The sequence below is a fragment of the Pelagerythrobacter rhizovicinus genome (assembly GCF_004135625.1).
Lineage (GTDB): Bacteria > Pseudomonadota > Alphaproteobacteria > Sphingomonadales > Sphingomonadaceae > Pelagerythrobacter > Pelagerythrobacter rhizovicinus.
In genome coordinates this window covers 1,134,537-1,147,075 of the sequence record NZ_SDPV01000001.1, presented here as the reverse complement: position 1 = coordinate 1,147,075, position 12,539 = coordinate 1,134,537, and the positions used below count along the sequence as shown (strand labels likewise).

Sequence of the window (12,539 nt, the reverse complement as noted above, 5' to 3'; positions counted from 1 at the left end):
ACCCAAAGCTGCGGAAAAAGGCCAAAAGAAATATGACGAAACTCGGGGGCAAAAAACACTGCCGGCCTCGAATTCACGGCGCTTCGCCGCTAGACTGGGGGATCGATGCCGCAGATACGCCGCCTGCCCGAGAATCTGGTCAATCGCATCGCTGCCGGCGAGGTGGTCGAGCGGCCGGCGGCGGCGCTTAAGGAGCTGATCGAGAACGCGATCGACTCCGGCGCCTCGCGGATCGCGATCAGGATCGCGGAGGGGGGGCTTGCAAGGATCGAGGTATCCGACGACGGCTGCGGTATGACCCCGGACGAGATGGCGCTGGCCCTCGAGCGCCACGCCACCTCCAAGCTTCCCGACGAGGCGATCGAACAGGTCGCGACGCTTGGCTTCAGGGGCGAGGCGCTGCCCTCGATCGCCAGCGTCGCACGGCTGACGCTGGAAAGCCGGCCTCACGGCGGGGAGAACGGATGGCGGCGTGTGATCGACCATGGCGAGCTGCGCGAGGATGGGCCTGCGGCGCTTCCGCCGGGCACGCGGGTGCGGGTCGAGAACCTGTTCGGCAAGGTGCCCGCACGCCGTAAGTTCCTGCGCACCGCGCGCAGCGAATATGGCGCCTGCCATGAAGTCGTCCGCCGCCTGGCGATGGCACGGCCCGACATCGCCTTCACGTTCGAGCACGGCGACCGGCGCATTCTCTCGCTCCAGGCCGGGCAGCCGCTCGACCAGCGGGTAGCGGAAATCGTGGCGCGCGAGCTGGCGGACAACGGCGTTGCGATCGATCTCGACCGCGGACCGATGCGGCTCACCGGGCTCGCCGGCCTGCCGACCTACAACCGCGGTGTCGCCGATCACCAGTATCTATTCGTCAACGGCCGTCCCGTGAAGGATCGGCTGCTGACCGGCGCCGTGCGCGGTGCCTATGCTGATATGCTCGCGCGCGACCGGCATGCGGTCCTCGCACTGTTCCTGGACCTTCCGCCCGAGGAGGTCGACGTGAATGTCCATCCGGCCAAGACCGAGGTTCGTTTCCGCGATGCCGCCTTCGTACGCGGGTTCATCGTTTCGGGTCTGCGCCAGGCGCTCGCCACCGGCGACAAGCGCAGCGCGCAGACGCCCGACGCGGGCGCGATGGCCCGCTGGCAGACCGAACCGGAACGAGCGGCGCCGGCGCCGGCCGCGGCGCTCCAGTCGATTTTCTCCGGCCGTGACTGGGCGGACCCGCAGAGCAGCGTGCGCGAGGCCTCGGAGACCTGGCGCGGCTACGAACGCGAAGTCGTGGCCGCGCCGCAGGGTCGCGCTGAAGAGGCAACGCCGCTGTCGGAGGACGCTGCCGAGTACCCGCTCGGCATCGCGCGCGGGCAGGTCGCGAACACCTATATCGTTGCCGAAGCGGCCGACGGGCTGGTGATTGTCGATCAGCATGCCGCTCACGAGCGGCTCGTGCTCGAGCGCCTGCGTGCGGCCGGGGCGGGGGATTCGGTAGCCCGGGCGCAGGCGCTGCTCATTCCCGAAGTTGTCGAACTCGACGAACCGGCTTGCGACCGTCTTGAGGACGCGGTTGAGAAACTCGCCACGCTTGGCCTCGCGATCGAGCGCTTCGGCCCCGGCGCGATGCTCGTGCGCAGCGTTCCGCATGCGCTCGGCAAGTCGGACCCGCGCCGGCTGCTGCAGGACATCGCCGACGATCTCGCGAACCACGGTGAGGCACTGCTGCTCGGCGAAAAGCTCGATCTCGTGCTCGCAACTATGGCCTGCCACGGCTCGGTCCGCGCGGGACGCACGCTCTCGGTCACCGAGATGAACGCGCTCCTGCGCGAGATGGAGCGCACGCCCCGCTCGGGACAGTGCAATCACGGGCGGCCGACATGGGTCAAGCTAAGGATGGAAGACGTCGAAAAACTGTTCGGGAGACACTGAGATGAAACGGGTCGCCGCGCTTTTCCCCCTCCTGCTCGCCGCCTGCGGCGAACCCGAGCTTACCCCGGCACAACGGGAGGCGGCCGAAGAGCACGCCATCGCGTCGGTCGAGGCTGCACAGATCGTGCCGCCAGCGCCGGTGACGCCCGAGATCATCCTGTTCGAAGACATCGAGCGATATAACCTGTCGGGCGCAGGATGCAGCTTTATGTCTGCCGGCGAACCGGCACGCGCGCCGGACGGTGAAGGCGTCTTGGCGCTGGCCAGCGAACGCGCCGCTTACATCAAGATCGATGGCGATCTGCACCGCCTTGCTCCCGATGCGGGCAGCCCTGCGTTGCCGCTTGGCGCGCGCGGCAAGTACGACGGCAAGGAATATGTGATGGTCCTCGATATCGCGAGCGAGGAGGGCAGGCAGAGCGGCACGGAGACTGTCGACTTCCCTGCCCGCATCGAGTTGCGCAACGCGCGCGACCAGACCGTCTATGCAGAGACGGGGACCGCAGAATGCGGGGCGTGAGCCGCTAGTCCTCGATCGGCGCCTCCGGCTCGCGAACGGTGATAAGGCCGTTCGACGTCATCTCCAGTACCGGCGTGCCGTCCTGATTGAAAACGCGCACGCGCGACTTGAACAACCCCATGTCGCGCCGCGACTTGCTGCGACGCTTTTCGATGACTTCGGTTTCGCACCGCAGTGTGTCGCCCGGATAGACAGGGCGCAGCCACTTGAGCTGATCGACTCCGGGCGAGCCGAGCCCCGCCTGCGTCTGCGATTTCATGTTCTCGACCAGCATCGCCATGGTCATCGCGCAGGTATGCCATCCGCTGGCGGAGAGACGCCCGAAATGCGTCTTCGCTGCAGCCTCGTCGTCGAGATGAAAGGGTTGAGGATCGTACTTGGAGGCGAAGTCGGTCACTTCCTCGCGCGTCACCTCATAGCGTCCGAAGCTCTGCTTCGCGCCGACTTCGATATCCTCGTAGTACAGCATTCTAATCCCCCAGGCTGAATCGGGCGAAGACCGTGTAGCCCATGGGACTGTTTCCGTAATAGGGGTCAAGCGCATCGGGCTTTGCGAAAGCCGAAATGCTGCCACCGAGCGCGACATTCACCGGTCCTAGAGGCAGGCGATAGGCATAGCCGGCCTGGAACTTCGTCACGCGGAACGGCGTGCCATGCAACGGATCCGAATGATCGGGAAAGAGCTCGTCGTTCTTCACGTTCTCGACCCGTCCGAACAGCGTATGGCGGCCGGTGATGTCCCAGTTCACTTCGCCGAGCCAGGCGGTCAGCGTGTCGCCAGGCTGGCGGTTCTTGGCGGAGAAGGCAGCCATGGCCGACAAGCCGCGGCCGTCATTGTAGTGGACGGAGGCGGTCGTGCGATGTTCGTCCTCGCCCCCGTGCAGTTCTTCCGGTTCGTCGATCTGTCCGTAACTCGCCTGGAGAAGCCAGGTCGGGGAGGGCGCGAAGCTGGCGCGGACGCTCCATGAATCGAGCTTCGGACTCTCGATGTTCCAGCGGTATTCGTCGGGTTCGCGGCCGCGGAAGGCGCTCGCCTCGATCTGCCATTGCGGTCCGCCCAGACCGGCGGTGATCACGCCGTAAGTGATGTGCGTCGAATCGAACCAGTGGTGGGTGATCGGGGCTTCGGGGTTATAGCGCGCGCTTGCGCGGTGCATGAAGGCGCTCGGACCGAGCGCCGGTTCGCCCACCGGTCCGCCGTAGAGGAATGCCGTCGTGTCTTCGCCTATGTCGAAATCGACCTTGCCGGCGAGTTCCATGAACAGGTCGTGGGGATGCTGGCGGTCGACCAGCGGTTCTCCATAGGCCACTTCGCCCGTCGCGAAGAGATTGGGATACCCGTCGTGCCGCATCGCGGGCTCGAGGCTCATCATCGTGCGCAGCGTCAGCTTGCCGCCTTCGAACGGCTTCTCGACGGTGGCCATGGCCATCGATTGAACGTAGAACTTGTCGTCACCGCGCGGGCCTGTCTGATCGGTGTAAACCGGCCAGACGAAGCCATGGAGCATCAACGTCGCGTCGCTTCCGAGATCGACCATGGCGCCGTGACGCATGATCTCGTTGGCCGGAAGGCGCGAGGTGCCCGAGCCCTCGCCGCCATGATGGTCCATGCCTGGATGATCGGCGTCGGGCTCGGCCATCGCGTGGCCCATCGCAGCGTGATCGGTCTCCTGCGCGGGGCCTGTCTCCTCTTCGGAGGGCGAATGATGGCCGTGATCCTGCGCGATGGCCGGAACCGGGGCGAATAAGCACAGCGCCGCAGCGCCGGCGAGCAGTTGGAAACGCATTTCATGAGATCCTTCAAAGGGTAAAGAGCATCCAGACCGCCATGCCGATCATGAAGAAGTTCTCGGTCAACGAGACGAAGCCGAGCGGCACGTTGCTCGATCCGCCGACGCAGGCGCACTTGATCTCGCGCTTCTGCACGTAGACGGCGTAGAACACGCTGGCCGCGCCGATCGTGCCGATGAACAGCGCAACGGGAATGGAGAGCCAGTTGAGCGCGTGCGCCGCCATCAGCACGCCGGCGCCGGCCTCCAGGAAGGGGTAGGCATAGGCGTAAGGCACGAAGCGCTTGGCCAGCAGGTCGTAGCCGAGGAACATGGTCGAGAACTGCTCGATGTCCTGCAGCTTGAGCATTGCGAGGATCGCCATGGTGAAAGCGACGAACCATTCGGCCGCGCGAACGGTGAAGGGCGAGCCGAACATGAAATGGCTGACGGCCATCCCCAGCGCGGCCGCGATGACGAATACGGCGATCACCGGCGTATAGCTGGTTGCACCCTTCTCCGGCAGCGGCTTGCCGAGGAAGGCGCGCAGCTCGGTGTAACCGCCGATGCGCTGGCCGTCGATGAAGGTCTGCGGGGTGGTCGCAACGTCGTGCTCGCGCTTGAACGCGTCGGTCTCTTCGCGAGTCGTCAGCCAGTTGTCCTCCACCGTATAGCCGTGGCGTTCGAGCAGCCACTTCGCTTTCACGCCGTAGGGGCAGATGTGCTTGTCCATCACCATGCGATGGAGGCGGGCGGTCTTGTTTCCAGTCATGAAAGCACCCATAACCTCCGTACTACGGTACGGAGTCAAGCATGAAAGCGATGCGCATCTCGGATCTCGCAAAGGCTGGCGGAGTCGGCGTCGAGACCGTGCGCTACTACCAGCGCAAGGGGCTGCTGCAGGTTCCGCGGGGCGATGCGCCCGGCGGGCGGCACTACGGCCCCGACGACCTGCGCCGCCTGCGCTACGTCAAGCAGGCGCAGACGGCGGGGTTCACGCTGGCGGAGATAGCCGAGCTGATCGATCTCGACCGGACCGACGACCGTCCGCGGGCCCGCGACATGGCGCGCAGGCGGATCGCGGCGCTCGACGAACAGATCGCGCAGCTCACCGCCGCGCGCGCCTCGCTCTCGAAACTTGCAGCGGACTGCGCGAAAGGCGGGGAAGGGCCCTGTCCGATTCTGGCGGCGTTCGCCTAAGTGCGAAAGCTTGGGCGCAGTCCGCGCGGGCCGAGATCCGGGATGATCCGGTATCGCGCTAGCACGAGACTGAACGCCCCGAACAGCATCAGACCCACGGCGACCAGCGTGTAGAGCGCGCCCGTGTCCCGCAGCGAGAGTATCGCTTCGCCGAGCCCCTTGATCTGGCTTTCCTGCGCGAACCACGCGCCCTGAACCATCGACCACCCGATGATCGCGAACACGATCGCGCGCGCAGCGTGTCCGATGCGGCCGATGGTCCGCACTCCGGAAGGCGCGCGGCCGCTGATCCTGTGCATGAACTCGCAAGTCCAGGCTTTCTTGCCCTGCATGACGCCGGCCACCAGAAAGCCCAGGCCGACGGCGCCGATGACGACCGAACCGAGTTCCATCGATAGTACCGAGCCGGCCATCTCCTCGCCGCTCGAGCCGCCTCCCGAACTCTGCTGAGCGCCGCTGGCGAACTGATAACAGGCATAAGCGAGAAAGCTGTGCGCCACGCCGCTGGCGGCGTCGCCGATGCGCTTTACGCCGCCCATCGTGTCGTTGCCGCGATGCTGGATATCCGCGAAGGCGGAAAGGAACTTGAACGCTGCGTAACCGAGCAGGCCGAGGGCCATGATCCACAGCAGCGGCGTGCCGAAGGGAACTTCCTGGATATAATCGAACACCGCCGACTGGCCGTTCTGGGCCTCACCTGCGGTGGCAAGCGCGATATAGCCGAGCAGAAGATAGACCACGCCTCGCGCCGCGAAGCCAAGGCGCACGAGCCAGCGGAACTTCTCGGACTTGTCTACCATCGCTCTCCCCTTTGAAATTCCTGGCGAAACGGACGGGGAGAGAATTGGTGCCCGGCGTCGGAGCCTTTATCGCTCCGGCGACAGCGCCCCGCGCACCGGCTCAAGCGAGCCGTCCGCGCCCGTTACCTGCGGCAGCCCGATCAACTCGCGAATCAACGGCGTTATCGCTGTGTTGCGAAAGGACGGCAGGACCGCGCCGTTGCGGAAGGAAGGGCCATGGGCGACGAACAGCGCGGCCATCTCGGGCGCGGCCGGGTCGTAGCCGTGGCTGCCGCCGGTCCACGCCTGTTCGGGCTGCGTGGGAGCGACCGTCCAGCCGACCTCCGGCAAACAGAAGTAGGGCGGAATGCGGTCGTGGGTGCCGTAAGCGAAGCGTTCCGGGATATCACCCTTGCGCCAACACTCCATATGCTCGTGCTCGCGCAGGAGCGCTTTCTCGAGCGCGGCGGTGTTGCCTTCTGTCGGCTCGAACGTGGCATAGGCGCCGCCCTCGACCAACCGGTAGAGCGAGGCGTCGAGCAGTTCGTCGAGCGCGATCACGCGCTCCGAACTCGTCGCCGCCATACCATGGTCGGAGACGATGACGAGATTGGCCGGTTGACCGAGATCGCGCAGGCCGCCGACCAGCCTCGCGATATCACCGTCGATGCCGCGCAGCGCCTCGTTCAGTTCCTCGCTGTCGGGCCCGCCGCCGTGACCGGCGGTGTCCACCGTGTCGAAGTAGAGGGTGACGAACTCGGGGCGGATTTCGGCGGGACGGCGCAGCCAGTCGAGAACGGTGTTGACGCGCTGCACGTTGGTGACCTGCATGCTAAACTGCTGCCAGTCCTGGGGCAGTGTTCCGTCAGTGACTGGCCCCCAGCTCCCTTTTGGCATCGTGCCGCCCCAGGCGACCGACGAACCGGGCCAGAACATTGCCGCGCTGCGAATGCCCGCTTCCTCCGCGGCTACCCACACCGGTTTCGCTTCATTCCACCACCACGGGTCGAGCGTCGCCATGGTGAACACTTCGCCCGGACGTGCGGGGTCTTCGATCCGGTTCGCGACGATGCCGTGATGGTCGGGCACCATACCGGTCACCAGCGTCCAGTGGTTGGGGAAGGTCTTGGTCGGAAAGGATGCCTGCATCGGCGCGCGCACGCCTTCGGCAGCGAGCGCCGAGAGTGTCGGCGTCAATCCGCGGTCGAGATAGTCGGGCCGAAAGCCGTCTATCGACACCAGGATAGTGACAGGCGCGCGCTGCTCGGCCTGTACGGCGCTGGCGTTCGCAGGAGCAGTGCTTTGGGAAACCGGCGCGCAAGCGGCGAGCAGTGCCGCCGCCGTCAGGGTAAGGGCACTCGCAAGCCTGCGCATCTCGTCACTCCGCGTGTTCAGACGTTGAACTTGAACAGCACGACGTCGCCGTCCTGGACGAGGTATTCCTTGCCTTCCTGCCGCAGCTTTCCGGCTTCGCGCGCGCCCGTCTCGCCGCCGAGCGCGACGTAGTCATCGAAGGCAATTGTTTCAGCACGAATAAAGCCGCGCTCGAAATCGGAGTGGATCTCGCCGGCGGCCTGCGGCGCCTTGGCACCGGCGGGGAAGGTCCAGGCGCGCGCCTCCTTCGGGCCGGCCGTGAAGAAGGTCTGCAGGCCGAGCAACTTGTAACCGGCGCGGATCACCCGGCTGAGGCCGCTTTCGGTCAGGCCCAGCTCGGCAAGGTACTCGGCGCGCTCCTCGGCCGGCATCGCCACGAGCTCGCTTTCGATCGCCGCGGAAACGACGACCGCTTCGGCGCCTTCGGCCTTGGCTTTCTCGAACACCTGCGCCGACAGCGCATTGCCGTCGGCCGCGTCTTCTTCCGCCACGTTGCAGACGTAGAGCACCGGCTTGGCGGTGAGGAGCTGCGCCTGTTCGAAGAGGCGCGCCTCCTCGTCGTCCTTGGGCTCGGTGAGGCGGGCAGGCTTGCCGTCGCGCAGCAGCTCGAGTGCCTGGCCGAGCACGCTCGCCATCGCCTTCGCTTCCTTGTCGCCGCCGGTCGCCTTCTTGGCCGCCGCAGGTACGCGCTTCTCCAGGCTTTCGAGATCGGCGAGCATCAGTTCGGTCTCGACCACTTCGGCATCGGCGATCGGATCGACCTTGTTGGCGACGTGCTGGATGTCGTCGTCCTCGAAGCAGCGCAGGACGTGGACGATCGCATCGACCTCGCGGATATTGCCGAGGAACTGGTTCCCCAGGCCTTCGCCCTTGCTGGCGCCTTTCACGAGACCCGCGATGTCGACGAAGGCCAGCTGGGTCGGAACGATCTTGGCCGAACCGGCGATTGCGGCGATCTTCTCGAGCCGGTCGTCGGGCACGGCGACCTGGCCGACATTCGGCTCGATCGTGCAGAACGGGTAGTTCGCCGCCTGCGCGGCCTGCGTCTCGGTCAGCGCGTTGAACAGGGTGGACTTGCCGACATTGGGCAGCCCGACGATTCCGCAACGGAAACCCATCGAATACTCCGGATAGAAAGCAGGCCGCGGCCCTTAGCGGCAGACCGGGCACAATGCTAGTCGTGCACCGCCCGCACCAGAGGGCCCAGCGCTTCCGAGCGGCCGAGCCAGGCGACCTGGGTTTGCGCCGCGACCTCGTTGATCTGCGTCTGCGGGATTGCGCTCCCGCTCACCGCGCGGCGCAGAGGGCGCGTGCCGGCGGGGAGGGCGATGATCTCGGCGATCGCCCGCGGCACGTCCATGGCGTCCGCCGTGCGGCCCGACCCGTCCTCGGTGCCCATGCGGGCGACGACCTCGGGATAGCCGGCCTTGTGGATCTCCTCCGCCCGTTCCTTCAGCGCGCCGGTGTAGATGTTGCGGTTGACCCACACCTCGGTCGGGTAGCCGCCCGGCTCGATGATGGTCACGTCGATGTTGTGCGGCACGAGCTCGTAGGCGAGCTGCTCGAACATCGCCTCGACGGCGAATTTGTTGGCGGAATAGTGCCCGCCGTATGGCACGATGACCCGGCCGAGCTGGGAGGAGACGGCGAAGATCTGGCCGCTTTTTTGCGCGCGCATGCCGGGAAGCACCGCGCGGGCGAGACGATGATAGCCGAAGACGTTGGTGTCGAAGGCCAGCCGAGTCGCCTCCATGTCCTGGACCTCGACCGGGCCGGAAATCCCGATGCCCGCATTGTTGACCAGCACGTCGAGAGGGCCGCCGTTGATTCGCTCCGCCTCGGCCACCCCCTGCGCGACCTGCTCGTCAGAAAGCACGTCGATCTCGATCACGTGCAGGTCGAGCTTGTCGTCGGCGGCGAGCTGCCGCAGTTCCTCGGCTTCTGGGCGCGGAATGTTGCGCATGGTTGCGAACACCTTCGCCCCGAGCCTGGCGTAGTGCTCCGCCCCGAGCCTGCCGAAGCCGGAGGAGCAGCCGGTGATCAGGATCGCCTTGCCCGAAAGATCGGGCGTGGCTGCGACGGCATCCGGCTGCGCGCGCGATGCGCTGGCGGCAAGGGCGGTGGTGGCGGCTGCGCCTGCGAGCAGAGTGCGGCGGTCGATCGAAGGCATGCGGGGCTCTCCTCTTCCTTTTGCTCCCTATTACCCGAAGCCTTGGGCTCTGCGAAGGCAGAGCACCCGCTCCGATCGCAGGAGAAGAGCGCGCGCTTATTTCTGCAGTCGCAGCGCGACATCGCTCATGAAGCGGGCGTCGTCGCCCTTCGCGAGCCACTCCGCTTCCGCGCCCATCGCAGCGAGCATGTCGGTCAGGTCTTCCAGCTCCGCCTTGGCGTAGTTGCCGAGGACGTGGCCGGTCACGCGGTCCTTGTGCCCCGGATGGCCGATTCCGATGCGGACGCGGCGGAAGTCGGGGCCGAGATGCTTGTCGATGCTCCTGAGGCCGTTGTGCCCGGCGAGGCCGCCGCCGGTGCGGACCTTGACCTTGAACGGCGCGAGGTCGAGCTCGTCGTGAAATACCGTCAGCGCCTCGGTGCCGAGCTTGTAGAAGCGCAGCGCCTCTCCCACGCTGCGGCCGCTTTCGTTCATGTAGGTCGCGGGTTTGAGGAGCAGGACTTTGTCGCCGCCGATGCGGCCTTCCTGCACCCAGCCGGAGAACTTCTTCTGCACCGGGCCGAAGTCGTGCATCTCCGCGATCACGTCGCAGGCCATGAAGCCCACGTTGTGGCGGTGGAGCGCGTACTGCGGTCCGGGGTTACCGAGGCCTGCCCAAATCTGCATCCGCGCTCCCTAGCGTTCCTCAAAGGCACGGCAACCCCTTGAGAGTCCCTCCCGATCCCAGCGAAGGCTGGGGCCTCAGGCCATCAGCGGTGCACCAGCGGCACGAGACCCCAGCCTTCGCCGGGGATCGGGCGAATCGGAGTTCGCAAACCGCTACCTATTCAACCGCCCCTCGATCAGCCCGTCGACCAGCGAGGGATCGGCCAGCGTCGAGGTGTCGCCGAGCGAGCTGTAGTCGTTCTCCGCGATCTTGCGCAGGATGCGGCGCATGATCTTGCCCGAACGGGTCTTGGGGAGGGCGGGCGTGAAATGCAGGTGGTCGGGCGTCGCGATCGGGCCGATCTCCTTGCGCACCTGCTGGCGCAGCTCCTCGGCGAGATCGTCGGACGGCTCCTCGCCTGCAATGAGCGTGACATAGCAGTAGATGCCCTGACCCTTGATGTCGTGCGGGAAGCCGACCACGGCCGCCTCCGCCACCTTTGGGTGGAGCACCAGCGCGCTTTCGACTTCGGCCGTGCCCATGCGGTGGCCGGAGACGTTGATCACGTCGTCCACCCGGCCCGTGATCCAGTAGTACCCGTCCTCGTCGCGGCGGCAGCCGTCGCCGGTGAAGTACTTGCCGGCATAAGTGCTGAAGTAGGTCTGCACGAAGCGCTCGTGATCGCCGTAGACGGTGCGCGCCTGGCCGGGCCAGCTCCGCGTGATGCACAAGTTGCCCGAACCGGCGCCTTCGATCGGCTCGCCGTCGGCGTCGACGATCTCGGGACAGACCCCGAAGAACGGCCTGCCGGCGCTGCCCGGCTTCATCGGGTGCGCGCCGGGAAGCGTGGTAATCATGATCCCGCCGGTCTCGGTCTGCCACCATGTGTCGACGACCGGGACCTCGCCCTTGCCGACCGTGTCGTGATACCAGCGCCAGGCTTCGGGGTTGATCGGCTCGCCCACGGTGCCGAGCAGCCGCAGGCTCGACAGGTCGTGCTTGGTCACGTGCCCGGCGCCCTCGCGCATCAGCGCGCGGATCGCGGTGGGGGCGGTGTAGAAGATGTTGACCTTGTGCTTTGCGCATACGGCCCAGAAGCGGTCGTGATCGGGCCAGTTGGGCACGCCTTCGAACATCAGCGCGGTCGCACCCGCCTGGAGCGGGCCGTAGACGATGTAGCTGTGGCCGGTCACCCAGCCGATGTCCGCGGTGCACCAGTAGATCTCGCCGGGACGGTAGTCGAAGACATAGCGGAAGGTCGTTTCGGTCCACACCGCATAGCCGCCCGTGGTATGCAGCAGCCCCTTGGGCTTGCCGGTCGAACCGGACGTGTAAAGGATGAACAGCGGGTCCTCCGCGCTCATTGCCTCACATGGGCATTCCTCGGAAACGCCCTCCGATAGCTCGTGATACCAGTGGTCGCGCCCGTCCTTCATCGACACGTCGGCGCCGGTGTGGCGGATCACCAGCACGGCCTTGGCCGGGGCTTTCTCGAGCGCCGCATCGACGTTGGCCTTGAGCGGGATCGTCTTCGATCCGCGCAGGCCCTCGTCGGCGGTGACGACCCAGTCGCTCGCGCAGTCCTCGATCCGGCCGGCGATCGCGTCGGGGGAGAAGCCGCCGAAGATCACCGAATGCACGGCTCCGATGCGCGCGCAGGCGAGCATGGCGATCGCGCCTTCGGGGATCATCGGCATGTAGATCGTCACGCGGTCGCCCTTCGCCACGCCCATTTTTCGGAGCGTGTTCGCCATGCGGATCGTCTCGCGCTGGAGGTCGGCGTAGGTCAGACGCCGCACGGCGCCGTCGGGATCATCGGGTTCGAAGATCAGCGCAACCGTGTCGCCGCGGCCCGCGTTCACATGGCGGTCCACCGCATTGTGGCAGATGTTGAGCGTGCCGTCCGCGAACCATTTGATCGAAACCGGATCGAAGCTCCACTCGGCGATCGTGGTCGGCGCGCGGAACCAGTCGAGCCGCCGTGCCTGCTCGGTCCAGAACGCGTCGGACGCCTCGATGCTGCGGCGGTACATCGCGTCGTACTGTTCGAGCGTGCAACCGGTCCGTTCCTTTGCGGAAGCTGGGACGGGTACGGTGTCGGCGGTGGTAACGGTGTCGCTCAAGTCGGTATCTCCCGGGGGTCCGCAATGCTGGTCGGCATCATGGT

12 protein-coding genes are annotated in these 12,539 nt (G+C 66.3%); 3 read left to right on the top strand and 9 right to left on the bottom strand.

Translation table 11 applies throughout. From position 1 onward, the window contains the following. The first annotated feature begins 105 nt into the window (after positions 1 to 105). Together mutL and ETX26_RS05600 are read left to right on the top strand one after the other, a co-directional pair. Complete coding sequence (gene mutL / locus ETX26_RS05605) at positions 106 to 1,914, top strand: DNA mismatch repair endonuclease MutL (protein ID WP_129523660.1); 1,809 nt, start codon at positions 106 to 108, stop codon at positions 1,912 to 1,914. Between the two features lies 1 nt (position 1,915). Next, a complete protein-coding gene (locus ETX26_RS05600; protein WP_129523659.1) occupies positions 1,916 to 2,434 on the top strand; it encodes a hypothetical protein in 519 nt (172 codons plus the stop codon). A gap of 4 nt (positions 2,435 to 2,438) precedes the next feature. On the opposite strand, the gene ETX26_RS05595 is transcribed toward ETX26_RS05600, so the two are convergent. The 3 genes from ETX26_RS05595 to ETX26_RS05585 are packed head-to-tail and all read right to left on the bottom strand — an operon-like array spanning position 2,439 to position 4,975. After that, positions 2,439 to 2,903, bottom strand: coding sequence for a MaoC family dehydratase (locus ETX26_RS05595; RefSeq protein WP_129523658.1), 465 nt, complete (start codon positions 2,901 to 2,903; stop codon positions 2,439 to 2,441). 1 nt (position 2,904) lies between these two features. Then, positions 2,905 to 4,221 (bottom strand): hypothetical protein, encoded by a 1,317-nt coding sequence (locus ETX26_RS05590; protein WP_225425510.1) that lies wholly within the window; start codon positions 4,219 to 4,221, stop codon positions 2,905 to 2,907. Positions 4,222 to 4,234: 13 nt separating this feature from the next. Next, the gene (locus ETX26_RS05585; RefSeq protein ID WP_129523657.1) at positions 4,235 to 4,975 is read right to left on the bottom strand and encodes a MauE/DoxX family redox-associated membrane protein; all 741 of its coding nucleotides are present in this window, start codon (positions 4,973 to 4,975) and stop codon (positions 4,235 to 4,237) included. A 41-nt stretch (positions 4,976 to 5,016) separates the two neighbouring features. Between ETX26_RS05585 and ETX26_RS05580 the strand changes: the two genes are divergently transcribed. Next, a complete protein-coding gene (locus tag ETX26_RS05580; protein ID WP_129523656.1) occupies positions 5,017 to 5,403 on the top strand; it encodes a MerR family transcriptional regulator in 387 nt (128 codons plus the stop codon). Here the strand turns inward: ETX26_RS05580 and ETX26_RS05575 are convergent. From ETX26_RS05575 to acs, 6 genes are all read right to left on the bottom strand, one after another. Further along, positions 5,400 to 6,203 (bottom strand): DUF1206 domain-containing protein, encoded by an 804-nt coding sequence (locus tag ETX26_RS05575; protein WP_129523655.1) that lies wholly within the window; start codon positions 6,201 to 6,203, stop codon positions 5,400 to 5,402. The two genes, ETX26_RS05580 and ETX26_RS05575, sit on opposite strands and share 4 nt — an antisense overlap. 66 nt (positions 6,204 to 6,269) lie before the next feature. Further along, on the bottom strand, positions 6,270 to 7,556 hold the full coding sequence (locus tag ETX26_RS05570; RefSeq protein ID WP_129523654.1) for an alkaline phosphatase family protein: 1,287 nt from the start codon (positions 7,554 to 7,556) through the stop codon (positions 6,270 to 6,272). Between the two features lie 17 nt (positions 7,557 to 7,573). Then, on the bottom strand, positions 7,574 to 8,674 hold the full coding sequence (gene ychF / locus ETX26_RS05565; protein ID WP_129523653.1) for a redox-regulated ATPase YchF: 1,101 nt from the start codon (positions 8,672 to 8,674) through the stop codon (positions 7,574 to 7,576). Positions 8,675 to 8,730: 56 nt separating this feature from the next. Then, positions 8,731 to 9,726, bottom strand: a complete 996-nt coding sequence (locus ETX26_RS05560) for an SDR family oxidoreductase (RefSeq protein ID WP_129523652.1) — start codon at positions 9,724 to 9,726, stop codon at positions 8,731 to 8,733. 96 nt (positions 9,727 to 9,822) lie between these two features. Continuing rightward, on the bottom strand, positions 9,823 to 10,392 hold the full coding sequence (gene pth / locus ETX26_RS05555) for an aminoacyl-tRNA hydrolase (RefSeq protein ID WP_129523651.1): 570 nt from the start codon (positions 10,390 to 10,392) through the stop codon (positions 9,823 to 9,825). Between the two features lie 153 nt (positions 10,393 to 10,545). Beyond that, positions 10,546 to 12,495: an acetate--CoA ligase gene (gene acs / locus ETX26_RS05550; RefSeq protein WP_129523650.1), complete on the bottom strand. Its 1,950-nt coding sequence runs from the start codon at positions 12,493 to 12,495 to the stop codon at positions 10,546 to 10,548. Between the last annotated feature and the right edge of the window lie 44 nt (positions 12,496 to 12,539).

Bases quoted from the DNA above. Each gene is read 5' to 3' on its own strand.
- mutL (WP_129523660.1), top strand. From the start codon at position 106: ATGCCGCAGATACGCCGCCTGCCCGAGAATCTGGTCAATCGCATCGCT.
- ETX26_RS05600 (WP_129523659.1), top strand. From the start codon at position 1,916: ATGAAACGGGTCGCCGCGCTTTTCCCCCTCCTGCTCGCCGCCTGCGGC.
- ETX26_RS05595 (WP_129523658.1), bottom strand. From the start codon at position 2,903: ATGCTGTACTACGAGGATATCGAAGTCGGCGCGAAGCAGAGCTTCGGA.
- ETX26_RS05590 (WP_225425510.1), bottom strand. From the start codon at position 4,221: ATGCGTTTCCAACTGCTCGCCGGCGCTGCGGCGCTGTGCTTATTCGCC.
- ETX26_RS05585 (WP_129523657.1), bottom strand. From the start codon at position 4,975: ATGACTGGAAACAAGACCGCCCGCCTCCATCGCATGGTGATGGACAAG.
- ETX26_RS05580 (WP_129523656.1), top strand. From the start codon at position 5,017: ATGAAAGCGATGCGCATCTCGGATCTCGCAAAGGCTGGCGGAGTCGGC.
- ETX26_RS05575 (WP_129523655.1), bottom strand. From the start codon at position 6,203: ATGGTAGACAAGTCCGAGAAGTTCCGCTGGCTCGTGCGCCTTGGCTTC.
- ETX26_RS05570 (WP_129523654.1), bottom strand. From the start codon at position 7,556: ATGCGCAGGCTTGCGAGTGCCCTTACCCTGACGGCGGCGGCACTGCTC.
- ychF (WP_129523653.1), bottom strand. From the start codon at position 8,674: ATGGGTTTCCGTTGCGGAATCGTCGGGCTGCCCAATGTCGGCAAGTCC.
- ETX26_RS05560 (WP_129523652.1), bottom strand. From the start codon at position 9,726: ATGCCTTCGATCGACCGCCGCACTCTGCTCGCAGGCGCAGCCGCCACC.
- pth (WP_129523651.1), bottom strand. From the start codon at position 10,392: ATGCAGATTTGGGCAGGCCTCGGTAACCCCGGACCGCAGTACGCGCTC.